The following is a 23,565-nucleotide window of genomic DNA, read 5'->3' on the forward strand; positions in this document are numbered from 1 at the left end:
CACTCCTAGACTTCCGACATCTGGATGATGATCCTGCCAGTGGCGGGATCGCGAAACTTGTTGTGTACAAAGAACTCTGTGTTCGAGGGAAACAGCACCTCGTCGGGAGTTCCGTAGTCACCGTAGACTCGCCCGTTCTTGCTGATGATCTGCATCTCGACCTCGGCGTTCTGTACGAAAACGTCATTGACGCCGCTCGGCTTGTTGGATGCAGACGTGAACCCCAGCTCAGTTGTCGGTTTTCCCGGCTCATAGCGAGCGAGCTGTTCGGGCGTCAGGTTGGTATGCCGCAACACCGGTCCCTCGTGCGCGGGCAGCTTGGACAGCGCCGCATTCAGGTCATCGACGTGTCTTTGCTGCTCTGGGGTGAGGGGATCGCCACGCCGCAGCAGCTCGGTGAGATTGGTGCTTCGGCTGTCGGCCGGGCCGAGTTCGAGCACGTGGCGATCCCGCGCGGTGATGTCACTCACCCAGCTCGTAGGCTTGGCACGCGCCCGGTTTTTGGCGCCCAGATCCAGCAGTCGCTGCATCTCTTGGCGGTGTCTGGTGAAGTCGGGCACTGCGGAGAATCCGCGCCCGAGCCCGCGCAATTTGAACGCATCGACCAGCAGCCGGATCTTCGGCGCATAACGCGACACGATATGCGCGACCCGAGCCGCGCCGATCGCGGCGCCGCCGGCGGCAGCAGCGCCGAAGGTCACCAGCGACGCAGCGATCGTGATGGTGGCGCTGATCGCAATTTCAAGGGCAATGTCCTTGGCCAACTGGTCCAGGAAACCTGCGATTTTGTCACGCATTTCCACCAGCGCGTCACGGTGCTCGGTGGTCGACGTTGATATTTCGCCGAATCCGGTGACCACATCTGATGCCGCCGCGCGCAACGCTCTCAGGTCTTCGTCCACATGATCGAGCTCAGGGGCGGTGATCGGCGCGAACATGCCCGCGATGCGCTCCAGCTCCGCGACGAACCCCGTGACCTCCGGAGCCGCCGCCAACTGCGCCCACGCATCCGAGGCCGTTTTCAACCGGGTGGCGTCACCGTCCGGGATGACGATGCCGACCTTCTCCACCAAGCCGATGGTGCCGTCGACCAGCCCTTGCCCCGGCCCACCCGCTGCCGGAAGCGGTACTTTGCACACGAACATCGCTGGTGGCGGCATGGTCGGCGCGGCAGGCGGCTGCCCACCGGCACCCACGGTGGCGAAATAATCGCCGATCGCGTGATTGTGCCCGAGTTCGATCAGGATGCGGCCGTAGTTGTCGGCGGCCTCGGCGATCTGCCGTGCGCCCCTGATCAGCTCGTCGACGCGAGTGTCATAGGACTGCGCCCAGGAGACCGCCTCCGAATATGACCCACACATCTGCCCGCAGCCGGCCAGGGTGGTCCATTTCGCGTCCACCGCCCGGAACCAGGCCTCGGCGGCGGAGATCAGCGCACGCCCGGAGTCGGTGTAAACCTCGGTATCGACATCGATCACGGTCACCGCGCCGGACCTCCGTCCTGCCCAGAGCGCCCCAGCACCGACAGGTTCGCGGTCACGGTCGCGCTGTAGGCGTCGTGCGCGGCCTGCGCAGCGGCCCTCATCTTCTCGATGCCGCGGGCCGCCTTCTGCGCTCCGGCGATCCAGTCGGCGTGCGCGTCGGCGTAAGCGGCGGCCGAGGCACCGTTCCAGGTCTGCTGAACCGTGGCGATCCGCTCGTCGATCTCGATCAAGCTTTCTTCCAGGAATCCCCGCAATGCGTCGATCCGCACCGTAATCGCATCCAACTGCCCCAAACTCACCTTGTACTCCACAGTGTCCTTCTTCTCAGAATGCGGGCAGATCAAGCGAGAAGCTCTCGACGCGTGCCTGATCGACCGCGTCGAGCCGGGTGCTCACCATTCCGAGCGCCTCGGCCATCTCTGACAACGCTTCCAACACGTCCACCACACCCTGCCGGACTTCACTCCAGCCGGCCGCGTACGCATCCGACGCGGGGCCGCGCCAGGTAGCCAGCAGAGCTTCAACTTCGGCGTCGGTCGACCGCACGCCACTGATCAGCGTTTGCGCCGTGTCGTAGACGTACCGGCCCGCATCCGAAACATGCTCCGGCACCACCGCGAACGGCGTCGCCCCATCCGTTGTCATACCGCGACTCTCCTTACTTCTCGCCGTCCCGAACCGGACCGAGGTCACCTCACCACCTGTCCGCGCGAGATGAGTCGATCAGTAGGACGAACCTAACGTTCATCCGGTTCCATCCGGGGCCGAGGCCCGACATCGACATGCTCGAGCAGACGCGGGATCCACTGGGCCCGAACCGGTGCCGGAACACACGTGAGTGGACAGCTTCTTCCGCCGACTGCGGGTGCACGACCGAATGACGCTTCCAAAGCCACGGGACACCGCGAGTTCCCGCACGATGCGACGCCACCGAAGCTGTCGGGGCCGATCGCGACCCCGCTGCGTCAATACCAGCGACGAGTATGCTCCCGACGGGGGGAATACGCGGATTACAGCGTGCCCGGCGCGAAAGTCAGCACTTGGGCGTGCGCGGAGTGCACAACGGTAGAAGGTTCATGCGGCCCGGGGTTTCCGTGACGATCGGCGGTGGGGGGACTTCCTCGGTGGTGAGCACGGGGGCTTGGGTGGGTTGCACTGCGCCGCCGGTGGGGGTCGAGCAAGACGCGGCCAGGATCCAGATCGTGCCGATCACGAACGCGATGAGGGCTATCGCGGCGAGCTGTTGCGAGCGGTGACGGCGGGGTTTGGATTTCTCGGAGGTGCCGCCGGGGATGCGCGCGGACAGTGCGGTTATCTGGTCGCGAACCGCGATCCGTGGGCGCTCGAGCACAGCGGCCGGCGCGGGGCGGCGCAGTGGCTGCGGTTCGGGGGCGGGTGTGGACCACGCTGGGGGCGGGCTGGACTGAGGCGCCTGCGCCGGACGTGGGCGCAGCGGCCGGTCGGGTTCGGGTTCGGGTTCGATCCACGACGACCAACTGTCCGTGAACGACGACGGTGCGGGCGACGATTGCGCGGCCGGATCGAAATCCTCGTCGGCGGGCGAGAAGCCGGGTTCGGTTCGTTCCGGCGAAGTGGGCTCAGCTGCGGAGGGGTGTATTGAATCCACGTACCCGGTGGCGAAGCGTTCCGTCACATAGGAATTCGGCTCGGCTACGTTCTCCTGTGCGGACTTCGCCGCGAGCCGGCCTTCGAAGCGAGGCGGCTGCGAATGATCATCTTCTCGCACACCGGGCTCTGCGTCCGCGAGAGACGATGCCGCCTGGCGCACTTCTCCGGCATACGAATGAGCTGTCGTGTCCGACGACGAAGGCATTGGCGGGGGCTCCGGCGCGAGGAATTCCGGTGCGAAAGGATCCGCCTCGGTAGGTTGCGCCTGCACCGCCCCGGCAACGGGCACCTGCGAGGAATGCGACTCGGACGCTGTTACGTCCTGGCTGCCGTCCGTAACAGCCGTATGCACGACCGGCGGCCGAGCCGGTGATCGGTCGACTTGCGGTGCGCCTTCCGCACCGGACCGCGGTGGCGGCGCGGACTCCGAGCCCTCGCGCTCCCCGGTGTCGGGTTCCAGCGCGTCGTTCCGCTTCGGCGTAGAGGGCGACGCAGTCGACTGATCCGCCTCCGAGATACGACGGTCGACATCCTCTGTCTCGTCGGGATTTTCGGCGGCTCGCGGCGATGCGGTGAGCCGCGCTGCATCCGGGACCGCGTCCGGCGGCTCGGGCACGGCATCCGCCGGTGGGGCGCCCGAACCAGCCGACTCGTCGGCGTCAGAGCCCGCGGTAGACGTCCTGTGCTCGAGCTCAGGAGCCTTGCGCGTGACGCTGTCGAGCGCCGCCAGCGTGCCGGCCCGCAACTTCTGCTCCAGCGGGAACCCGTCCGCCGCCAGGTCGTCGACGGTGACCTGGTCGCCCAGGTTCAAGTCGGTGAGCAGGGTGTGCGTGCGTTCGGCGGTCCAGATGAGTTTGCGGCTCGCGGTGCGGTGGAACCAGGCGCGCAGGTCGGCCTGCCCGGCTCCGAGCACCACCGCGCAACCGCGCCTGCGTGACTCGACGTTCAGCGTGAGGGCCGAGTCCTCGGGTGGCACCACGACGATCAGGCCGTCGACAGAGGCGTCGCCGTGCTGCTTACGGACCAGCGCCTGCAGGTTGACGACGTTGCTCGTCACCCGGTCGAACGGGCTGCTGTCGTCGTGGCGCGGCTGGATCGGGTCGCCCGCGAAGCCGGACAGCCGCCAGCGGCCGTTGGCCTGCACCGAGAGGACGCCCGCCGTGGCTTCCGGCACGGTGTCCTGCACGTCGATCACGACCGCTGCTCTGGGCGTGATCACCACCAGATCGGCTTCCCGGGCCTCGCCCTTGCGATCGGGTAGGTAACACCCCGAGATCGCCAGCCCCACAATGACGTACTGGCCGGTCCACGACCGCATCCAGCCGAGCACACGCTGTTCGGATCGCGGTGCCGTCGTTCGTTCGTTGATGACCAACATCGGCGGCCTCCATCGCCGTCACACCATGGACGACACAACGGTATGCGCCGGAATATCCAAGGCAAAATCGAAAGACACTGGAGCAGCGGGGTATTGGCAGCAAAAGGGCATGCGGAGTGCGACGTGTGGACAGCGCCACAGTGATTCCGCCTGGATCGCAAAGCCGAGCGGTATCGCCTCGGACGATCCGCAGGAACGCAGGTGTCCCACTGGGGCTACATCCGGGCGCGCACTCTCACCTCCGTGATGCCCGACGTTCCGTAACCCTCGCAGACATCACTGGCAGCTACATGCCGACACCTTCGGCAGACTATCGACAGCAATTTCGGCAGATCGACGGCACACCCTTCGGCAGATCGACGCCGTATTTTTCGGCAGATCGACGACCCCTGCAACGCCGCTTGGGCAATCGATTCCACGCCGGATTAGTCCTCTACTGCGGCGACCAGCAGCTTCCTTTCGGCGAGGGGCTGTCCCGCCTTCCGATCAGCGCACTGTGGACCACACCGTCGACCTGACGAATCCGACAGAAGCAAGCCGGAACTTCGTCAACCCCGCAGCGCCGAAGCCAGCGCCGGATCCACCGAGAACGCTATGGCGATCAACGATTCGACCAGCAGGTCGATCAACTCGGCTCGGGAAATGGGTTCGGTGCGCAACCACGTGAGCGTGGATTCCTCCACGAACGCGATCCACCCGCGCATGGCGAGCATGAGCCGGGGATGGTCGGACTCGGCGACCGGAACCGGGGTCTCGGCGAGGATGATGCCGATGATGGCGTCGCGGGTCTGATCGACCAGCGGGGCCAGCTCGGGGCTGACGCTGGTCGGACCACGCAACAGCGCGAGGTAGGACGTGCGGTTCTCGGTGACGTACTCGATGTAGCGCTCGATGGAGTCGCGCAGCATCTCGAACAGACCGAGCGAGCGGTCCGGGATTACGCGCTCGAGCAGTTCGGCGTTGGCGTGTCGCACGATCGCCAACTGGAAATCCTGCTTGGTCGGGAAGTAGTGGAACAGCAGGCCTCGGGAGATCCCGGCCTGGGCGGCGATCTCGCTGACGGAGATGTCGTCGATGGAGCGCTCGCCGAGCATCTTGGCGCCCAGAGTGATCAGCTGCTCGCGGCGCTCGTCGGGACTGAGCCGCGTGCGCTTGGGGGCGTCCGACTGAGTTCTGGTCACCGGCACATCCTACTGAACGGGAGTCAATACACTGTTGACTCGTGCTCAATAGCATCGTAGGCTGCATTACATGAGTCGCAAGGTTACAGACAAAGCTGTCGCCGGCCGATCCACGCGCCACGCCAGGACGATCATCATCGGCAGCGGGTTCGCGGGTCTGGGTCTGGCCATCCGGCTGACCCAGCAGGGTCGCAACGACTTCCTCGTGCTCGAACGCGGCAGCGATGTCGGCGGCACCTGGCGCGACAACACCTACCCCGGCGCGGCCTGCGACGTTCCTTCGCACCTGTACTCGTACTCGTTCGCGCTGAACCCGGACTGGTCGCGGTCGTTCTCCAAGCAGGGCGAGATCCAGCAGTACATCCGGGACGTGTCCGAGCGCTACGACGTGCGCGACAAGCACGTCTTCGACTGCGACGTGACCAGCGCCCGCTGGAACACCGAGACCGCGCTGTGGGAGATCGAGTCGAGCAAGGGCAGCTTCACCGCCGACACGGTGGTCTCGGCGGTCGGCGCGCTGTGCGAGCCCGCGCTGCCGGACATCAAAGGCATCAACGACTTCGAAGGCGAGATCTTCCACTCCGCCCGCTGGAATCACGACGCCGATCTCACCGGTAAGCGGGTCGCCATCATCGGCACCGGCGCCTCGGCGATCCAGATCGTGCCCGCCATCGCTGCGAAGGTCGGCCACCTGGACGTCTACCAGCGCACCGCGCCCTGGCTGCTGCCGCGCCTGGACCGCCCGTACACGAAGGCCGAGCGACTCGCCTTCAAGCACGTGCCGGGCCTGCAGCGACTATCCCGCGCGGCCATCTACGCCGCGCGCGAGACCCAGGTGGTCGGCCTGGCCAAGGTTCCGGCCCTGATGCAGCTGTTCGAGGCGATCGCGAAGGCGAAACTGCGCTACGAGATTCGTGATCCGCAGTTGCGCGCCAAGGTCACGCCGAACTTCCGGATCGGCTGCAAGCGCATGCTGATCTCCAACGACTACTACCCCGCGCTGGCGCGCCCCAACGTCGACGTGGTCACCGACGGCATCGCCGAGGTGCGCGCGAACTCGATCGTCACCGAGGACGGCACCGAGCGGGAGATCGACGCGCTGATCGTGGCGACCGGCTTCCACGTCACCGACTCGCCGACCTACGAGACGATCTTCGGCCGCGACGGGCGCACGCTGTCGGAGGTGTTCGACGAGATCGGCCAGCAGGGCTACAAGGGCTCCACGATCGCCAACTTCCCCAATATGTTCTTCCTGCTCGGCCCGAACGTCGGCCTCGGGCACACCTCGATGGTGTACATGATCGAATCGCAGATCAACTACGTCGCCGACGCGCTGGCTACCATCGACCGCCTCGACCTGCGTACCGTGGAAGTGCGCCGCGACGTGCAGGATGCCTACAACAAGGACTTGCAGGCGAAGCTGGCAGGCAGTGTCTGGCTGACCGGCGGGTGCTCGAGCTGGTACCTGGACAAGCACGGCAACAACACCACGTTGTGGCCGGACTTCACCTTCGAATTCCGTCGCCTGACCAGGACATTCGACGTGTCGGCATACGACATCTCCATTTCCCGAACCGATGTGAAAGCAGTGGCATCGTGAGCAATGACGCTTACTTCAAGAACAAGGTCTGTGTGATCACCGGAGCGGGCTCCGGGATCGGCCGTGCGCTGGCGGAGAACCTGGCCCGGCGCGGCGCCAAACTGGCGCTGTCGGATATCGACGTCGACGGCCTCGCCGAGACCACGCGCCGCTGCGAGCAGCTCGGCGCGCAGGTCAAGTCCGACCGGCTGAACGTGGTCGAACGCGAAGCGGTGATCCTCTACGCCGACGCGGTGAAAGCGCACTTCGGCACCGTGCACCAGGTCTACAACAACGCGGGCATCGCCCACCACGGCGAAGTCATCCGCTCGGAGTACAAGGACTTCGAGCGCGTGATGGACGTCGACTTCTGGGGCGTCGTCAACGGCACCAAGGCGTTCCTGCCGATGGTGATCGAGTCCGGCGACGGCCACATCGTCAACGTGTCCAGCCTCTTCGGCCTCATCGCGATCCCCGGCCAGAGCGCCTACAACGCGGCGAAGTTCGCGGTGCGCGGTTTCACCGAGTCGCTGCGCCAGGAGATGCTGGTGGCCCGGCACCCGGTCAAGGTCACCTGCGTGCACCCCGGCGGCATCAAGACCGCGGTCGCGCGCAACGCCACCTACGCCGAGGGCATCGACAGCAAGTCGGCGGCCTCGATGTTCGACAAGAAGCTGGCCATCCACACCCCCGAGATGGCGGCGCAGACCATCACCGAGGGCGTGCGCAAGGGCCACGGCCGCGTGCTGATCGGCTGGGAGGCCAAGCTGCTGGATCTGTTCGTGCGGGTGACCGCGTCGGGCTACCAGCGGATCGCGGCCAACGTCGAACGCCGCTTCCTGCCCTGAGCCGGGACCCGAGGAACGACGAATGCGTGACATCGACCTTCCGCTGCCCCTGGCGCGGGCGATACTGAATCCGATCTTCCGGGTGACGCTGAACAAGCGGTTGCCGTTCACGATGCAGCGCAGGCTGCTCGACGTCACTTCGCGGGCGCAGCTGTTGCCCGCGGGCGCCGTGGTGCAGCCCCTGCGCCTCGGCGGCAGGCCCGCCGAGCGGATCGGCTTCGCGGACACCTCCGAGCACGGCGCGGTTCTCTATCTGCACGGAGGCGGATACGCGGTCGGCTCGCCTGCGACACACCGCTCGCTGGCGGCCCGGCTGGCGCGGGACACCGGGTGCGCCGTCTACGTGCTGGACTACCGGCTGGCGCCGGAGCACCCCTTCCCCGCCGCACTCGAGGACGCCGAAGCGGCGTTCCTGGAGCTCGTGGCGAGTTCGGGCCTGCGGCCGGATCAGATCGCCGTCTCCGGCGATTCCGCGGGCGGCGGACTGTCGCTCGCGCTGGCGCAGCGCCTGATCGCCCGGCACGGGCAGACGCCGGCCGCGCTCGGTTTGATCGCCCCCTGGGCCGACCCCAACGAGATCCCGAAGCGGGAACGCGATCTGGTGATCAACAAGCCCTGGTCACGAGCCTGCGCGGCCGCCTACCTGGGCGACGGCGACGGGGCCGACCCGGCCTACGCCCCGCTGACCGGTGAACTGCGCGGCCTGCCGCCCACCTACGTGCAGGTGGACGTCAGCGAACTGCTGCACCGCCAGTGCGTCGCACTGGTCGCCGCCCTGCGCGAGGCGGGTGTACACGTCCGCTTCACCGAGAGCAAGGGCTTGTGGCACGTCGCTCAGCTGCAGGCCGCGCTGGCGGGGCCCGCGGCGGCCGCGCTGCGCGAACTCGCGGAGTTCCTGCGCGAAGCCATTCAACCGGCGGACCTGCGCGAACTAGGATGAAACCCGAGCGGGTCCCCAGCCTGCGGTGATGTACGGAGGCGATTCCGGTGGTCGACCTCACGGCCCTCGCGCAGGTGTCGTAGATTACTGGCGAGTAAACCCACGTGGAAGGGCACTGATGCGAGAGTTCGAAGTCCCGGCTTCCTACACCATTCCGGATGACGCGAACAATTCCGACAACGTCTTCCGCCACGCCGAGCAGTCACCGAACACGGTGCTGTTCAACGTGCCGAACGGCAGTGGCGGCTGGCGGGATGTCACCGCCGCGGAGTTCGCGAAAACCGTCACCGGGGTGGCGAAAGGCCTGATCGCTTCGGGGCTCGAACTCGGCGATCGCGTCGCCATCATGGCCCCCACTCGCTACGAGTGGGCCGTCCTCGATTTCGCCATCTGGGCCGCGGGCGGCTGCACCGTCGCGATCTATGACAGTTCCGCCGCCGAGCAGGCCAAGTGGATCCTGCAGGACTCGGCCACCAAGCTGCTGATCCTGGACAGCGACAAGCACCGCAAGGTGATCGACGAGATCGAATCCGGGTCGCTGCCGGACCTGCGGGAAACCCTGCAGATCGACAAGGGGGCGCTGGACGAGCTGACCACCCGCGGCGCCGAACTGGACGACCAGGCCGTGCACGAGCGCCGCGCCCAGGTCGGCGCGCAGTCGCCCGCCACCCTGATCTACACCTCGGGTACCACCGGCCGCCCCAAGGGCGTCATGCTGACCCACGCGAACCTGTACGCGGAATCCAAGTCCGACCGGATCGCGCTGAACAAGTACGTCACCGAGGGCAAGAAGACCCTTATGTTCCTGCCGCTGGCGCACGTCTTCGCCCGCGCCGTCGCGCTGGCCGCGTTCGACGCGAAGGTGATCGTCGCGCACACCGCCGACTGGTCCACCCTGGTCGAGCAGTTCGGCAGCTACCAGCCGCACTTCATCCTCTCGGTGCCGCGGGTGTTCGAGAAGGTGTTCAACAGCGCCAAGCAGAAGGCGCACGACGGCGGCAAGGGCAAGATCTTCGACGCCGCCGCCGATACCGCGATCGCGTGGAGCGAGGCGCTCGACAACGGCGGACCGGGCATCGCCCTGAAGCTGAAGCACGCGCTGTTCGACAAGCTGGTCTACAGCAAGCTGCGCGCCGCCCTCGGCGGCCAGTGCGAGGCGGCCGTCTCCGGCGGCGGTCCGCTCGGTGCGCGGCTGGGTCACTTCTTCCGCGGCGTCGGCGTGACCATCTACGAGGGCTACGGTCTCACCGAGACCACCGCGGCCATCGCGGTGAACACCCCGGAGCGGATCCGGGTCGGGTCGGTCGGCCGTCCGATCGAGGGTCACGCCGCCAAGATCGCCGAGGACGGCGAACTGCTGCTGCGCGGCTCGGTCGTGTTCGACGGCTATTGGGGCAACGCGGAAGCCACCGAGGACGCGTTCGAGGACGGCTGGTTCAAGACCGGCGACCTCGGCGCCATCGACGGCGACGGCTTCATCACCATCACCGGCCGCAAGAAGGAGATCATCGTCACCGCCGGTGGCAAGAACGTCTCCCCCGCGCTGCTGGAGGACTCGCTGCGGGCGCACCCGCTGATCAGCCAGGTGATGGTCGTCGGCGACGGTCAGCCGTTCATCGGCGCGCTGATCACGCTGGACCCGGAGTCGCTGCCCGGCTGGAAGGAACGCAACAACCTGCCCGCCGACACCCCGATCGAGAAGCTGATCGAGAACCCGGATCTGATCGCCGAGGTGGACGCGGCGGTGGCCGAGACCAACAAGAAGGTCTCGCACGCCGAGCAGATCAAGAAGATCCGTCTGCTGACCATCGACTGGACCCAGGAGACCGGCGAGCTCACCCCGAAGATGTCGCTCAAGCGCGCGGTCGTGATGAAGCAGCACGCCGACGACGTGGCGAGCATCTACAACTGAGCTGATCGCTGCGAGGCGCTGTCCGCTGTTCGCGGACAGCGCCTTTCGCATATCCCGGCTCGTCCACGACGAACTGTGCCCGGCCACCGCCACCGGAGTACGCGCCGTAAGCGCGACCGAATGCATCGCGAGCGAAATCGGCCGGGTCGGAGTTCGTCGTCGATCGAGCGTCGACGACGGTGGCCGACCGGGTCAGCGGTTGCGGCGGCCCACCCGCAGTAGTCTCGATGCCATGGCCGATCTGCGACTGCGCGTGCCGGCCGGGATGGTCTCGGCAGGCCTGACGCTGGGCGTGGCCGAACTCCTCACGGCTGTTCTCGATCCCGGCAGCGCGCCGCTGCACGTCCTCGGATCGGCCGTGGTCGACCACACGCCCGACGGGTTGCGGGAATGGGCCATCACGACCTTCGGCACCAACGACAAGGCCGCGCTGTACCTGATCATGGGCGTGATCACCGTGCTGGTCGCCGGACTGGCCGGTGCGATCGAACGGACCGGCCGAGCCGCCGGTTCGTGGTTGTTCGTGGTGTTCGGGGTGGTCACCGCATGGGTGGCGGTGACGCGTACCGGTCTGTCCGGCGCGTTGCCGACGGTCGTCGGCGTTGCCGCGGGAATCTACGCGCTGCGCGCGCTGACCCGTCGCATCGATGCGGCGGTCGAGAAACCCTCTGGCGACAGCCGAACCGGCGCGACGCTGCCGACCGGCGATTCCGAGGTGCCGACCGCGATCGATGAGTCGGCGTCCACCAGGGGCGGCGGAAATCGAGGGAGCTCCGGACCTGCGTCCGATGTCGGCGATACGTCCGACGCCGCAGCCCAGGCAGGCACGGGTACCGGCTCGCCTCGAGATTTGCCGGGAACTCCTGCGAGCACGAAAGCTTTTGACGCACAACAGCACAAAGCAAGTCCGGCTGGAGTGACAAACGCGACCGCATCGGCCGACGAAGCCGCACCAACAGCGGGGGCATCGAGCGCTACCGGGTCGTCCTCGCCGGTGGCCGACACCAACCGGTCCATCGCTGCGGAGCGCAGGCAAGTCTTGCGGGGACTTCTGGTGGTCGGCGGATCAGCCGTGGTCACCGGCGTCGGCGGTCGCGTGCTCGGTGCCCGCCGCAGCGACGTATCCGGCGAGCGCGCCGCGGTGCAGCTGCCGGAGCCCTCCGCCCCCGCCGAACCGGTCGCGCCCGGCGTCGATCTCCGCGTACCCGGGCTCACGCCCTATCTGACCCCGAACGACGACTTCTACCGGATCGACACCGCGCTGATCGTGCCGCAGGTGTCCAAGGACGGCTGGTCGCTGCGCATCCACGGCATGGTCGAGCGCGAGATCCGGCTCGACTTGGCTGATCTGGCGAATCGTCCGGTGGAGGAACACCTGGTCACGCTGGCCTGTGTGTCGAATCCGATCGGCGGCGACCTGATCGGCAACGCGCGCTGGCTCGGCTACCGCGTGGATCGGCTGCTGGCCGAGGCGGGCCCGCACCCCGACGCGGACATGGTGCTCTCGCACAGCGCCGACGGCTGGACCGCGGGTACTCCGCTGGCGGTGCTCACCGACGGACGCGACGCCCTGCTCGCGATCGGCATGAACGGCGAACCCCTTCCGGTGCAGCACGGTTATCCCGCCCGGTTGGTCGTGCCCGGGCTCTACGGCTACGTCTCGGCCACCAAGTGGGTGACCGAATTGGAAGTCACCCGCTTCGACCGCGCCACCGCGTATTGGACGCGCCGCGGCTGGTCGGCACTCGGCCCGATCAAGACCGGCACCCGCATCGACACCCCCCGCGCCCGCGGCCGCCTCCAGTCCGGCCGCGTCCCCATCGCCGGTGTCGCGTGGGCCCAGCACCGCGGCATCCGCGCGGTGGAAGTCCAGATCGACAACGGCCCCTGGCAGCAGGCCCGCCTTTCCGAGGAACAGTCCATCGACACCTGGCGCCAGTGGGTCTTCGACTGGGACGCCACCTCCGGCCCGCACACCGTCCGTGCCCGCGCCACCGACGGCTCCGGCGAAACCCAAACCGCCGACCGCCGCGACGTGATCCCCGACGGCGCCACCGGCTACCCTTCCGTCACCGTACAGGTGGCCTGACAACGACATCGGTCGCCGACCTGGTTATCCGACGAAAACGCCCCGCAGAAGAAACTCTCCTGCGGGGCATGGATTTCGGGAGTTCAGCTGGCTACGGAGTCGGCCTTGGCGCGTTCTTGCTCGGATTGCGCCGGGGCGGATTTGCCGTGGCGGATGAACAGCACCGAGGCGGCGACACCGATGAGCAGGATGGCGGAGGGGAGCAGGGTGGACTGGCTCAGCGCGGTGCTGAAGGAATCCTTGACGAACTCCGGGATCGGGCCCTGGCCCGCGCCGCCTTCGGCGACCTTTCCGCCGCCCAGTCCGTTCGCCGTCATCCGGGCCGCCACCAGCGCGCTGATCGCCGCGCTGCCGAGCACCGAGCCCACCTGGCGGGTGGTGTTGTAGACGCCCGCGCCCGCACCGGCCTGCTGGACGGGCAGGTTGTGCGTTGCGGTGGACGCCAGCGGGGCCCAGATGCAGGCGTTGGCGAAGCCGGCCAGCGCCGCGGCCACCAGGAACCAGGCCAGCGACGAGTGCGGTTCCATCAGGGCCGCGAACCAGAACACCGACAGCGCGAACAAGCCGAAGCCGACGGTGGGCACGATCCGCGGGTGCAAGCGGTCGGCGAACTTGCCGACCAGCGGGGCCGAGAAACCGGTCACGATCGCCATGGGTGCGAAGACCAGCGCCGACTTGGTCGGCGACAGCTCCCGCACGGCCTGCAGGTAGAAGTACGTCGGCACCATCAGGGAGGTCACCGCCGCACCCATCGCGGCGATCGCGGCGTTGGACAGCGCGAAGTTGCGGTCGCGGAACAGGCTCAGCGGCAGCAACGGCTCAGCCTTGGTCTTGGCCTGGTTGACCAGGAAGACCGCGAGCACCACGATGCCCGCGCCGATCAGCAGCCAGATGCGCAACGACCAGTCGTAGCTGTTGCCCTCCTGGATGCCGAACACCAGCAGGAACATGCCGACGCCGCTGAGCAGCACGCCGGGGATGTCGAACTTGTGCTCGTGGGTCGGCAGTGCGGGCACCAGCCAGACCGCCAGTGCGAAGGCGACGACGCCGACCGGGACGTTCACGATGAAGATCCACTCCCAGCCGAGACCGTCCACCAGCACGCCGCCGAGGATCGGGCCGACCAGTGTCGCCAATCCCGCGACGCCACCCCACAGGCCCATGGCGGCGCCGCGCCGGTCCGGCGGAAAGGTCCGGGTGATCACGGCCATGGTCTGCGGCGTCATCAGTGCCGCGCCGATGCCCTGCGCGGCACGGGCCGCGATCAGCATGGCGATGCTGCCGGACAGGCCGCACCACAGCGACGCCGCGGTGAATACCGCCAAGCCGATCAGATAGATGTTCTTGGGGCCGAATCGGTCGCCCAGCCGTCCGGTGACCAGCAGCGGCACCGCGTAGGTGAGCAGGTAAGCGCTGGTCACCCAGATCACCTGCGAAATGTCGGCGTGCAGACTGGTCATGATCGCGGGATTGGCGACCGCGACGATCGTCATATCCAGCAGGATCATAAAGAAGCCGACAACCAGCGCCAGTAACGCAGGCCACGGATTACGTTGTGTGGACATCTGTTTCGTTCCTAACTCGGATTATCCGAAAAATTCGAGACGGGTTTCGCCACGCTGCCGGGGGGCACCGGTGGCGACACCGCGGAATCGGCGCCGTCCGAGGCGGAGCGCGCGCCGGTCACGGGGTCGAAGTTCTCCCATTCGAGTGCGCCGCTGGCCAATTCGGCGGTGAACTCCTTGACCCAGGCGAGTTCGGCGGCGAGCAGTGCCCGCAGATAGGGCAGGGCGATCCAGTAGCGGCGGGGGACGACGTGCTCTTCGGCCCAGGCGCTCAGCATGTCGGTGTCGGCCAGTTCGGTTTCCAGTACGCCGATTCGTTCGCGCAGCAGCGTGAGCGCCTCCGGCTTGGGGAGATTGTGCAACTCCCCCAGCGCCACCGGGAAGATCGGATACTCCGGGACGGGACGTCGCACGATCTCGGCGATCCGGTTGCGTAGCGCGTCCCTGCCGCGCCCGGTGATCCGATAGGTGGTGCGCTCGGGCCGGTTGCCCGCCCGGTCGACGCCCTCGGCGCGGACCAGTTCCTGGTCGGCCAGCCGGGACACGGTGTGGTACAGCGAGCCGGGCCGCACCTTGACCAGCCTGTCCTCCCGCCGGGCGATCAGCGTCTGGAACATCTCGTACGGATGCATGGGCCGCTCCTCGAGCAGCGCGAGCACGGCGATGGCCAGCGGAGTCACCGGTGGATGCGCCTGCCCTTGCCCCATGCGGGGTCACCTCCGTTGCTGAATCGTCTCGGCCCTCGGCTGCCGCAGGCCGGTCGCCGTCCGGCACGCTATCGCCGGACACCGACATGCTTCACGCTAAATATTCCACGTGGAATATACGGCTCGGAACAGTCCGGGGACAAGACGGATCGACCCGTGATGAGCCACACAATCCCCGGCCTCGCGTATCGCGTTCCCGATTACCTCGCGGATACACGACGAGAGGCCATCGAGACGTCAGGTTCTCGATGGCCTCTCGATTTCAGCTCCGGCCCAAGGTCGACACCGTCGGCGACCTGTCCAGCGCCGTTGCTGTCGCACCCCCGCGACTACAGCGCGTGCTTGTCCAACCAAGCACGCGCGACCTCGCCCGGCGCGGCGCCGTCGTCCCGGACGCTGCGGATCATGGCCGCCAGCTCGTCGGTCATCAGCTCGCCCGCGACGTAGTTCAGCTTCTTGATCTGCCGCTGGTCGAGCAGGCCTTTGCGGAACAGCGGCAGCACGTTCTCGGCGCGCACGGCGTAGTCGTCGTCGGCCAGCACGGCCAATCCGTCGGTCGCGCCGGGCGCCAGCTCAGGGGGACCACCGAGAAGACCGACTTGAACGTGTCCGTCCAGCAACGCCTTCCGTAACGCGGCCGGATCCGGGAAAGCCACGGTGGCCGCGAAGTCGCACCCGTCGACGCGCTCACGACCGGCGGAGGGCAGCAGGCCCGGCGTGGTCGCCACACCCACGGTCAGCCCGCCGCAGCGCGGCGCGAGATCACCCACCGTCCGCACCTTGTCCTGGGCCGCCGCCTGCGCGGTGAGCAGCACTCGCGGCCGCAGATCGGCGCCCTCGGCACGGTCGGAGACCACCAGCCCTTCGGGCAGCGCGGCGCTCACCGCCTTCACCACCTCTTCGGGGCGCCGGACCGTCGCGTGTTCGTCGAGGTGGGCCAGCAACGCCCCGGTGTGCTCGCCGACCACTTGAACCCGGTCGGCGTCGAGCGCCGCGAGGTAGTCCGCGCGGCGGCCCAGGCCCGGGGCGACCGCGGTGCGCGCGCCGGTTCGCGCCAGTGCGCCCGCGTAGATCTCGGCGAGTACCGACGACTCGATCGAATCACCCGCGGCGACGGTGATCGACGGTGTCGGCTCCTCGTTCCCGCAGGATACGGCCAAGGCAACCGAAGCGACGACCAGCAACCGAGCCAGCACCCGCTGTGACGCGGCCAACACCATCCGGCGACACCAACCCTCCGACGAATCGACACAGCCAACGGGAAAACCCGGAAGCGGGCAGTATGGACACCCAGAATGTACCGGCGGCCGTTCGGTGCCGAGCCCGCGCCCGCCGTCCTGTCGGAAGGACTCTCGTGAAATCCACCCGCACCCCCGACGCCGCCGCGCGTCGGCGGCCCGCCGTGCGCGGCACGTTACGCGCCGCCCGCGTCCTCGCCGCCGCAGCCGTTCTCGCCGCCGCGATGATCCTGTCGGCTTGTGGCAATTCCGATCCGCTCGCCACCGGCGGCAGCTGTTCGGGAGACGGATTGATCGTCGGTTCGGCGAATTTCCCGGAGTCCGAGACCGTCGCCAACGTGTACGCGGAGGCGTTGCGCGTCAACGGCTTCACCGTGGACACCAAGCTGAATATCGGCAGTCGCGAGGCCTATATCCCGGCGTTGCGGAAGTGCGCCATCTCGGTGATCCCGGAGTACACCGGCAACCTGCTGCAATACCTGGACAAGAACGCCACCGCCACCAGCGCGGCCGACGTGGAGAGCGCCCTCGGCAAGGCCCTCGGTTCCGATCTCGCGATCGGTGTGCCCGCCCCGGGAGAGGATTCGGACGCCGTCGTGGTCACCCGCGCCACCGCGCAGCGCTGGAACCTGAGCACCATCGCCGACTTGGCCGCGCACTCGGCGGAGGTGAAGTTCGGCGCCCCCGCCGAATTCCAGGAGCGAGCGGGCGGATTACCCGGTCTGAAGAAGAACTACAACCTCGACATCGCAGCCGATAATTTCGTGCCGATCGCCGACGGCGGCGGTCCCGCCACGGTGCGCGCGCTGGTCGAGGGCAAGGTGACCGCGGCCGATATCTTCACCACCTCACCGGCCATCGCGCAGAACGATCTCGTGGCGCTGCGCGACCCGAAGCACAACTTCCCCGCGCAGAACGTGGTGCCGCTGCTCAACGCGAGCAAGAAGTCGGACAGAGCGCTCGCGGTGCTGAACGCGGTGTCTGCGCAACTGACCACCGACGAGTTGCTCCAGCTGAACGAGGCCGTCTCCGGTGCCCGCAAGACCGAGCCCAAAGCCGCCGCGGCGGCCTGGGTCGCCGCCAAGGGGCTGAACAAGCCGGTGGGCTAGGAAGGGGAATCCGTTGTCCGATATCGAATTCTCCGGTATCAGCAAGACCTATCCGGACGGCACCCACGCCGTCACCGACTTGGATCTGCGCATCGAATCCGGGTCGTTCACCGTGTTCGTCGGCCCTTCCGGCTGCGGGAAGACGACCTCGATGCGAATGATCAACCGCATGATCGTTCCGAGTTCGGGGACGATCACCATTGCCGGACAAGATATTTCGACAGTCGATCCGGTCCGGCTTCGCCTGGGGATCGGGTACGTCATCCAGAGCGGCGGCCTGCTGCCGCACCGGACGGTCGTCGACAACGTGGCGACCGTTCCGGTGCTGCGCGGCGACTCCCGGCGCGCAGCCCGCGCCGCGGCGCTCGAGGTGCTCGACCGGGTCGGCCTGGATCGCTCACTGGCCCAGCGGTATCCGGCGCAGCTGTCGGGCGGCCAGCAGCAACGCGTCGGCGTGGCCCGCGCGCTGGCCGCGGACCCGCCGGTCCTGTTGATGGACGAACCGTTCAGCGCCGTCGACCCGGTGGTGCGCGCCGAATTGCAGATCGAAATGCAAAGGCTCCAGGCCGAATTGCACAAGACGATCGTGTTCGTCACGCATGACATCGACGAGGCGATCACGCTCGGCGATCGGGTGGCGGTGTTCGGTCCCGGCGGAGTGCTCCAGCAGTACGACCCGCCGCAGCGCCTGCTCGCTCAGCCGGCCACCGATTTCGTCGCCGATTTCGTCGGCCGTGATCGCGGTTATCGCGGCTTGTCCTTCCGTGCCGCGAACGACGTTCCGCTGCACGAGATCCGCACGGCCGTGGCGGACGAGGTGAAGGAGCTGCGGCTGGACGCGGGCGAATGGGTGCTGGTGGTGGACGCGGCGAACAAGCCGGTCGGCTGGATGGACGTCACCGGGGTCGAAGGGTTCCGCGCGGGCCGCGCACTGGCCGACAGCATGTCGGCGGGTGGCTCGCTGTTCACCCCGTCCGGTGACCTGCGCCAAGCGCTGGATGCCGCGATCTCCTCGCCCTCCGGAACGGGCGTGGCCGTGGACGACTCCGGCGCCGTGCGCGGTGGCGTGCTGGCCACCGAAGTACTCGAGCAGTTGGCCGGCCAGCGCGCACGGGAGGACGCCGAACGCAACCGCCACTTCTTCGAAGAACAGGTGCGATAGGCGGCCATGAGATACCTTGTCGAGAATTTCTCGGAGATCATGGGATTCACCGCGACCCATCTCTATCTCGCGCTGGTGCCGCTGCTGCTGGCCTTGGTGATCGCGATTCCGGCCGGTGCGCTGGTGCGGCGGGTGTCGTGGCTGCGCCGGGTCACGGTGACCGCCGCGAGCCTGGCATACACCATCCCCTCACTGGCGCTGCTGGTGATCATTCCTCCGCTGGTGGGCATCTCGGCCATCGATCCGCTGAACGTGGTCATCGCGCTCACCATCTATTCCACGGCGCTGCTGGTGATCGCGGTCCCGGCCGCCCTGGATTCGGTGCCCGTCACCGTGCTCGACGCGGCCGACGCCGTCGGCTACGGCCCGCTGCGGCGCACGCTCACCGTGGACATGCCGCTGGCCGTGCCGGTCTTCGTATCCAGCCTTCGGGTGGTGCTGGTGACCAATATCGCGATGGTTTCGGTCGGCGCGCTGATCGGCGTCGGCGGGCTCGGCAAGCTGTTCACCCAGGGCTACCAGCGCGATTATCCGGACGAGATCATCGCGGGCGTCATCGTGACGCTCGCGCTTGCGCTGATCGCCGACCGGGCGGTGTACGCGCTGGGCCGCTGGGCGACGCCGTGGGTGCGCGCGGATGCCAGAACGGCGAAGGCGAAAGGCGCTGCCACATGAACCTGTTCCTCGACGCCTGGCACTACTTCACCGACGGCGCCAACTGGAGCGGCCCGGCCGGTATCGGGACCCGGATCGTCCAGCACCTCTGGTACAGCTTCCTGACCATCGCCGTCTCGGCGGTGATCGCGGTACCGCTGGGCCTGATCATCGGCCACACCCGGCGGGGGGCGGCGGTGCTGGTCGGGTTCGCCAACGCCATGCGCGCGCTGCCGACCCTCGGCCTGCTGACGTTCCTGGTGCTGCTGCTCGGCCTCGGCCTGGCCCCGCCGCTGCTCGCCCTGGTCACCGTCGGCATTCCGCCGCTGCTCGCGGGCGCGTACGCAGGCATCGCGAACGTTCCCGCCGACGTCGTGGACGCCTCACGCGCCATGGGCATGACCGAGCGGCAGATCCTGTTCCGGGTGGAGGTGCCCAACGCGCTGCCCATCCTGCTCACCGGGCTGCGCGGCGCGACCTTGCAGGTGGTGGCCACCGCGACGATCGCCGCCTACGTCAACCTCGGCGGGCTGGGCCGGTACATCTTCGACGGCATCAGCCTCTACCGCTACGACCGGGTGCTGGTCGGCGCGCTGCTGGTGGCCGTGCTGGCGATGGTGCTGGACGGCCTGCTCGCGTTCGCGGTGTGGGCGAGCGCGCCGGGTGTGGACCGGTTGCGCCGTGCGCCACGCCCCGTGGCCGCACCCGCCGCCGAGTTGCAGACCACCGGCTGAGTTCGGCGAACACCGTTCCTACGCCGAGGTCGCCCCGTTCGATATGAACGGGGCGTCCTCGTAGCTGCGTGAGAATGCGGGTTACGCGACGCCCTCGGCGCGGGCAGCAGCGGCGACCGCCTCGGCGACGGCCGGGGCGACCCGCGGGTCCAGCGGGCTGGGCACGATCTTGTCCGGACCGAGCTCGTCGGCGACGACGCCGAGGATCGCGTCGGCGGCGGCGATCTTCATGCCCTCGGTGATCCGCCGGGCTCCCGCGTCCAGCGCGCCCTTGAAGACACCGGGGAACGCCAGCACGTTGTTGATCTGGTTCGGGAAATCGCTGCGGCCGGTGGCCACGATCGCGGCGTACTTGCGCGCCACCTCGGGGTGGATCTCCGGGTCCGGGTTGGACATGGCGAACACGATCGACTCCGGCGCCATCGACGCGATGAGCTCTTCGGCGATCAGACCGGCGGACAGGCCGAGGAACACGTCGGCGCCCGCCAGCGCCTCTGCCGCGCCGCCGGTGAGGCCGCGCGGGTTGGTGCGGGTGGCCAGCTCGGCCTTCACGTCGTTGAGGTCGCCGCGCTCGCGGTTGACGATGCCCTTCGAGTCGAGCACGGTGACGTCGCGGACACCGGCGGCGAGCAGGATGTTCGTGCACGCGACACCGGCCGCGCCCGCGCCGGACACCACAACCTTCAGGCCCTCGATGCCGCGGCCCTGCACCTTGGCCGCGCCGTTGAGCGCCGCGAGCACCACGATGGCGGTGCCGTGCTGGTCGTCGTGCATCACCGGGCAGTCGAGCGCCTCGATGACGCGCTTCTCGATCTCGAAGCAGCGCGGCGCGGAGATGTCCTCCAGGTTCACCGCACCGAAGCTCGGGCGCAGCAGGATCAGTGTCTCGACGATCGCGTCGACGTCCTTGGTGTCCAACACGATCGGGATCGAGTCCAGGCCGGCGAACTTCTTGAACAGCGCCGCCTTGCCCTCCATGACCGGCAGCGAGGCGCGCGGGCCGATGTCGCCGAGGCCGAGCACGGCGGTGCCGTCGCTGACCACGACCACGAGCCGATCGGTCCAGGTGTAGCGCTTCGCCAGCGCCTCGTCCTCGGCGATCGCGCGGCTGACCTGGGCGACGCCCGGGGTGTAGGCGATCGACAGATCACGCTGGGTCTCCAGCGGCGCACTGAGTTCGACCGAGAGCTTGCCGCCGAGATGTCCCGCGAAGATTTCGTCGTTTGTGATTTCGGACAGGCTTGCGGTGGAATTCGGTGCATCAGTCACAGGTGACACGATTTCACTCCTGCTCAGGTCGGGCTAAACCGGGGGACGGTTACCCCTGGGTAATGGGTATAAGTCGTTTCACTACGCTCATCGAGTGCGCTGACCGGTATGTTTCGAGACGGATGCGAGCGGGCGAACACGACTTGCCGGTATCTCGATGGCGGGCGCGGCACTGATCCGCGAAACCGAAACCGGACGGGTGGGCCCGGACAGAACATGCGGTGTGATCTCGCGGGTCGCGACGGTACGTCGGCGAGGCGGAGACCTCCGTGATTCCCTCACCCGGCGGTGGCGGAGGTAAGGAATCCGACACATTCTGCCAGTCCGGTGGGCAAGTTGCCAAACCGGTTACCCACTGGGCCGTGTCGCGCTCCATCACCCAACGGTAGGAGGCGGGAATTACCTTCAGGTAAGCGGAAACTCCCCGTTCACGAGCCCGGCGCGGTGAGTGATCGCACCGCTCGCGGCATTGCCGGTGTGAGTCCCGCGCGGCGGCGGGCGGGCGTGGCCACGGCAACGCCCGGCAAAGATCATGCCACGATATCGCGGGGCTGCTCCGGCAGGCTCGGCGGCGCGTCGGGACGCACCCAGACACCGCGCACGCCACCCGAAATCAGCCGCATCCGCCAGGTGTCGGACGCGCCGGGATGATCGGTCCTGCGATGCATGCCGCGGCTCTCGGTGCGCATGAGCGCGCTGTATTTCGTCCAGCGCGCCACCGCGAGCAGTGCGGCGGCCTGCCGGGCGCGCAGCAGGTCCACACCGCTACCGCCGAGGTCGAATTCCGCACCGGGCCACATCCCGTCGAGTTCGCCGATGCTGTCGCGCAGGCTGCCCGCGCTGCGCCAGTAGCTGCGCCGCAACGGCAAGGTGTGCTCCTGGACGAGGCCGACCACCGCTCGGGGATCGATCCGCGCCACAGCGTTCAGCCCGGCTCCCGGCACCTCGCGCGCCGGGGCGCGGCGATCCGAGGTCCGCGCGAACTTCGCCGCGGCGGTGCCCGCCCACACGCCCGACGCGATCGCCCACGCCCCGCTCAGTCCGCCGGATCCGCTCACCGCGCCGGTGATCGCCTCCCTGCTGACGACGTCGCCCGCGGCGAACAGGCCGGCGACGGTCGTCGCGCAATCCGGCCCGGTGACGCGCAGTCCCCCGGTGCCGCGCACGGTGCCCTCCAGCACGGCCCGCAGCGGCACCCGCGTGGCGCGGTCGACGTGGCCCTGGTGCGTCGGCCGGGACCGGAAGGCGACCGGCACGCCGTCCAAGGCGGCGAATACGCGCTGTCCATCGGCGATGGCCGCGAGCGCCGCCGAGCGATGGCCGGGCAACTCGGCGCCGGATTCGTCGTAGAGGGGGGCAGATCGCGAGACGAAACCGCGGAGCGCCGCCTGCTCGGCCTTGCCCGGCGAGGTCAGGCCGTAGGCGCAGGAGAATTCCATTCCGGACAGCTCGGCGCCCGCTTCCGCGGCGAACAACAGGCCGTCGCCGGTATCGACGTCGGTGCCGGCGGCGCCGGACAGGAACGCGCAGCCTCCCGTGGCCACCACGACCGCGCCCGCACGCACGCTCCAGCGCCGGAACCCCTCGTGCCCGCTCAGTCCGCCCGCGCCCGCCACCACCCCTTCGCGATCGACCAGCAATTGCAACGCGGGGTGATGGTCGAGTACGCGCACCCCGGCTTCCCGCAGCACCCGGCGCATCCGCCGCAGGTAGCGGGCGCCGTCCAGATGCATCCGCCGTCGCGCCGGGTCGCCGGCGATGCGACTACCCCACCGGGCCGATTGCTCGACCCGCTGATGGGTCTCCTCGAGCACGCGGTGCATCAGGTCGGGATCTCCCAGCCGGCCGCCGTGCGCGTGCGCGCGCCGTACCGCCTCCTCCCGCGCCGGACCGGGCGGGATGTGCCACAGGGAGATCGCGCCGCGCGCGGTCGGCCCGCTCGAGCCGCAGTGCGCCTTGTCGACGAGCACGACGGTGGCGCCCGCCGCCGCGGCCGAGACGGCCGCCCAGGCACCGGCGGGACCACCGCCGATGACCAGTACATCCGTCTCGAGTTCAGTCACAAAGAAAAATGTTCCGGCACAATT

The 23,565-nt window shown here is 68.2% G+C and carries 19 protein-coding genes; 9 read left to right on the top strand and 10 right to left on the bottom strand.

The genetic code is table 11. From position 1 onward, the window contains the following. Positions 1-5 precede the first annotated feature (5 nt). From ABZ420_RS21225 to ABZ420_RS21245, 5 genes are all read right to left on the bottom strand, one after another. Positions 6-1,484: a hypothetical protein gene (locus ABZ420_RS21225; protein ID WP_357125264.1), complete on the bottom strand. Its 1,479-nt coding sequence runs from the start codon at positions 1,482-1,484 to the stop codon at positions 6-8. Beyond that, a complete protein-coding gene (locus ABZ420_RS21230; protein WP_357125267.1) occupies positions 1,481-1,795 on the bottom strand; it encodes a WXG100 family type VII secretion target in 315 nt (104 codons plus the stop codon). Before ABZ420_RS21230 ends, ABZ420_RS21225 begins: the two co-directional genes overlap by 4 nt. A gap of 13 nt (positions 1,796-1,808) precedes the next feature. Then, the gene (locus tag ABZ420_RS21235; RefSeq protein ID WP_357125269.1) at positions 1,809-2,129 is read right to left on the bottom strand and encodes a WXG100 family type VII secretion target; all 321 of its coding nucleotides are present in this window, start codon (positions 2,127-2,129) and stop codon (positions 1,809-1,811) included. 388 nt (positions 2,130-2,517) lie between these two features. After that, positions 2,518-4,491, bottom strand: coding sequence for a hypothetical protein (locus ABZ420_RS21240; protein ID WP_357125272.1), 1,974 nt, complete (start codon positions 4,489-4,491; stop codon positions 2,518-2,520). Between the two features lie 548 nt (positions 4,492-5,039). Further along, positions 5,040-5,672 carry a TetR/AcrR family transcriptional regulator gene (locus tag ABZ420_RS21245; protein ID WP_357125275.1) on the bottom strand — a complete coding sequence of 211 codons (633 nt, stop codon included), beginning with the start codon at positions 5,670-5,672 and terminating at the stop codon, positions 5,040-5,042. A 70-nt stretch (positions 5,673-5,742) separates the two neighbouring features. Between ABZ420_RS21245 and ABZ420_RS21250 the strand changes: the two genes are divergently transcribed. The 5 genes from ABZ420_RS21250 (at position 5,743) to ABZ420_RS21270 (ending at position 13,040) form a co-directional block, all read left to right on the top strand. Further along, positions 5,743-7,272 carry an NAD(P)/FAD-dependent oxidoreductase gene (locus tag ABZ420_RS21250; protein WP_357125277.1) on the top strand — a complete coding sequence of 510 codons (1,530 nt, stop codon included), beginning with the start codon at positions 5,743-5,745 and terminating at the stop codon, positions 7,270-7,272. Then, positions 7,269-8,099 carry an SDR family NAD(P)-dependent oxidoreductase gene (locus ABZ420_RS21255; protein WP_357125280.1) on the top strand — a complete coding sequence of 277 codons (831 nt, stop codon included), beginning with the start codon at positions 7,269-7,271 and terminating at the stop codon, positions 8,097-8,099. Before ABZ420_RS21250 ends, ABZ420_RS21255 begins: the two co-directional genes overlap by 4 nt. 22 nt (positions 8,100-8,121) lie before the next feature. Continuing rightward, a complete protein-coding gene (locus ABZ420_RS21260) occupies positions 8,122-9,039 on the top strand; it encodes an alpha/beta hydrolase (protein ID WP_357125283.1) in 918 nt (305 codons plus the stop codon). A gap of 118 nt (positions 9,040-9,157) precedes the next feature. Beyond that, on the top strand, positions 9,158-10,951 hold the full coding sequence (locus ABZ420_RS21265; RefSeq protein WP_357125286.1) for a long-chain fatty acid--CoA ligase: 1,794 nt from the start codon (positions 9,158-9,160) through the stop codon (positions 10,949-10,951). A gap of 232 nt (positions 10,952-11,183) precedes the next feature. Further along, complete coding sequence (locus ABZ420_RS21270; RefSeq protein ID WP_357125289.1) at positions 11,184-13,040, top strand: molybdopterin-dependent oxidoreductase; 1,857 nt, start codon at positions 11,184-11,186, stop codon at positions 13,038-13,040. 83 nt (positions 13,041-13,123) lie between these two features. Here the strand turns inward: ABZ420_RS21270 and ABZ420_RS21275 are convergent, their stop codons facing one another. The 3 genes from ABZ420_RS21275 to ABZ420_RS21285 all read right to left on the bottom strand — a co-directional run bounded on the left by ABZ420_RS21275 (position 13,124) and on the right by ABZ420_RS21285 (position 16,532). Continuing rightward, the gene (locus ABZ420_RS21275; RefSeq protein WP_357125292.1) at positions 13,124-14,605 is read right to left on the bottom strand and encodes a DHA2 family efflux MFS transporter permease subunit; all 1,482 of its coding nucleotides are present in this window, start codon (positions 14,603-14,605) and stop codon (positions 13,124-13,126) included. A gap of 11 nt (positions 14,606-14,616) precedes the next feature. Further along, on the bottom strand, positions 14,617-15,312 hold the full coding sequence (locus ABZ420_RS21280) for a PadR family transcriptional regulator (RefSeq protein WP_357125295.1): 696 nt from the start codon (positions 15,310-15,312) through the stop codon (positions 14,617-14,619). Between the two features lie 329 nt (positions 15,313-15,641). Then, positions 15,642-16,532, bottom strand: coding sequence for a glycine betaine ABC transporter substrate-binding protein (locus ABZ420_RS21285; RefSeq protein ID WP_357125297.1), 891 nt, complete (start codon positions 16,530-16,532; stop codon positions 15,642-15,644). 182 nt (positions 16,533-16,714) lie between these two features. Here ABZ420_RS21285 and ABZ420_RS21290 point away from each other — a divergent pair, with 182 nt between their 5' ends. From ABZ420_RS21290 to ABZ420_RS21305, 4 genes are read left to right on the top strand one after another with little or no spacing between them, the layout of a single operon-like run. After that, positions 16,715-17,659 carry an ABC transporter substrate-binding protein gene (locus ABZ420_RS21290; RefSeq protein ID WP_357125339.1) on the top strand — a complete coding sequence of 315 codons (945 nt, stop codon included), beginning with the start codon at positions 16,715-16,717 and terminating at the stop codon, positions 17,657-17,659. A 13-nt stretch (positions 17,660-17,672) separates the two neighbouring features. After that, on the top strand, positions 17,673-18,821 hold the full coding sequence (locus ABZ420_RS21295; RefSeq protein WP_357125300.1) for an ABC transporter ATP-binding protein: 1,149 nt from the start codon (positions 17,673-17,675) through the stop codon (positions 18,819-18,821). 6 nt (positions 18,822-18,827) lie between these two features. Next, positions 18,828-19,496: an ABC transporter permease gene (locus ABZ420_RS21300; protein WP_062976456.1), complete on the top strand. Its 669-nt coding sequence runs from the start codon at positions 18,828-18,830 to the stop codon at positions 19,494-19,496. Beyond that, positions 19,493-20,209: an ABC transporter permease gene (locus ABZ420_RS21305; RefSeq protein ID WP_357125304.1), complete on the top strand. Its 717-nt coding sequence runs from the start codon at positions 19,493-19,495 to the stop codon at positions 20,207-20,209. The genes ABZ420_RS21300 and ABZ420_RS21305 overlap by 4 nt, the downstream gene beginning before the upstream one ends. Before the next feature lie 81 nt (positions 20,210-20,290). On the opposite strand, the gene ABZ420_RS21310 is transcribed toward ABZ420_RS21305, so the two are convergent. Together ABZ420_RS21310 and ABZ420_RS21315 are read right to left on the bottom strand one after the other, a co-directional pair. Further along, a complete protein-coding gene (locus ABZ420_RS21310; RefSeq protein ID WP_357125307.1) occupies positions 20,291-21,478 on the bottom strand; it encodes an NADP-dependent malic enzyme in 1,188 nt (395 codons plus the stop codon). Between the two features lie 530 nt (positions 21,479-22,008). Next, a complete protein-coding gene (locus ABZ420_RS21315; protein ID WP_357125310.1) occupies positions 22,009-23,541 on the bottom strand; it encodes an FAD-binding protein in 1,533 nt (510 codons plus the stop codon). Positions 23,542-23,565: the final 24 nt, after the last annotated feature.

This window comes from Nocardia sp. NPDC005745, assembly GCF_040630775.1.
GTDB lineage: Bacteria > Actinomycetota > Actinomycetes > Mycobacteriales > Mycobacteriaceae > Nocardia.

Bases quoted from the DNA above. Each gene is read 5' to 3' on its own strand.
- ABZ420_RS21305 (WP_357125304.1), top strand. From the start codon at position 19,493: ATGAACCTGTTCCTCGACGCCTGGCACTACTTCACCGACGGCGCCAAC.
- ABZ420_RS21260 (WP_357125283.1), top strand. From the start codon at position 8,122: ATGCGTGACATCGACCTTCCGCTGCCCCTGGCGCGGGCGATACTGAAT.
- ABZ420_RS21285 (WP_357125297.1), bottom strand. From the start codon at position 16,532: ATGGTGTTGGCCGCGTCACAGCGGGTGCTGGCTCGGTTGCTGGTCGTC.
- ABZ420_RS21250 (WP_357125277.1), top strand. From the start codon at position 5,743: ATGAGTCGCAAGGTTACAGACAAAGCTGTCGCCGGCCGATCCACGCGC.
- ABZ420_RS21235 (WP_357125269.1), bottom strand. From the start codon at position 2,129: ATGACAACGGATGGGGCGACGCCGTTCGCGGTGGTGCCGGAGCATGTT.
- ABZ420_RS21275 (WP_357125292.1), bottom strand. From the start codon at position 14,605: ATGTCCACACAACGTAATCCGTGGCCTGCGTTACTGGCGCTGGTTGTC.
- ABZ420_RS21265 (WP_357125286.1), top strand. From the start codon at position 9,158: ATGCGAGAGTTCGAAGTCCCGGCTTCCTACACCATTCCGGATGACGCG.
- ABZ420_RS21270 (WP_357125289.1), top strand. From the start codon at position 11,184: ATGGCCGATCTGCGACTGCGCGTGCCGGCCGGGATGGTCTCGGCAGGC.
- ABZ420_RS21280 (WP_357125295.1), bottom strand. From the start codon at position 15,312: ATGGGGCAAGGGCAGGCGCATCCACCGGTGACTCCGCTGGCCATCGCC.
- ABZ420_RS21300 (WP_062976456.1), top strand. From the start codon at position 18,828: ATGAGATACCTTGTCGAGAATTTCTCGGAGATCATGGGATTCACCGCG.
- ABZ420_RS21240 (WP_357125272.1), bottom strand. From the start codon at position 4,491: ATGTTGGTCATCAACGAACGAACGACGGCACCGCGATCCGAACAGCGT.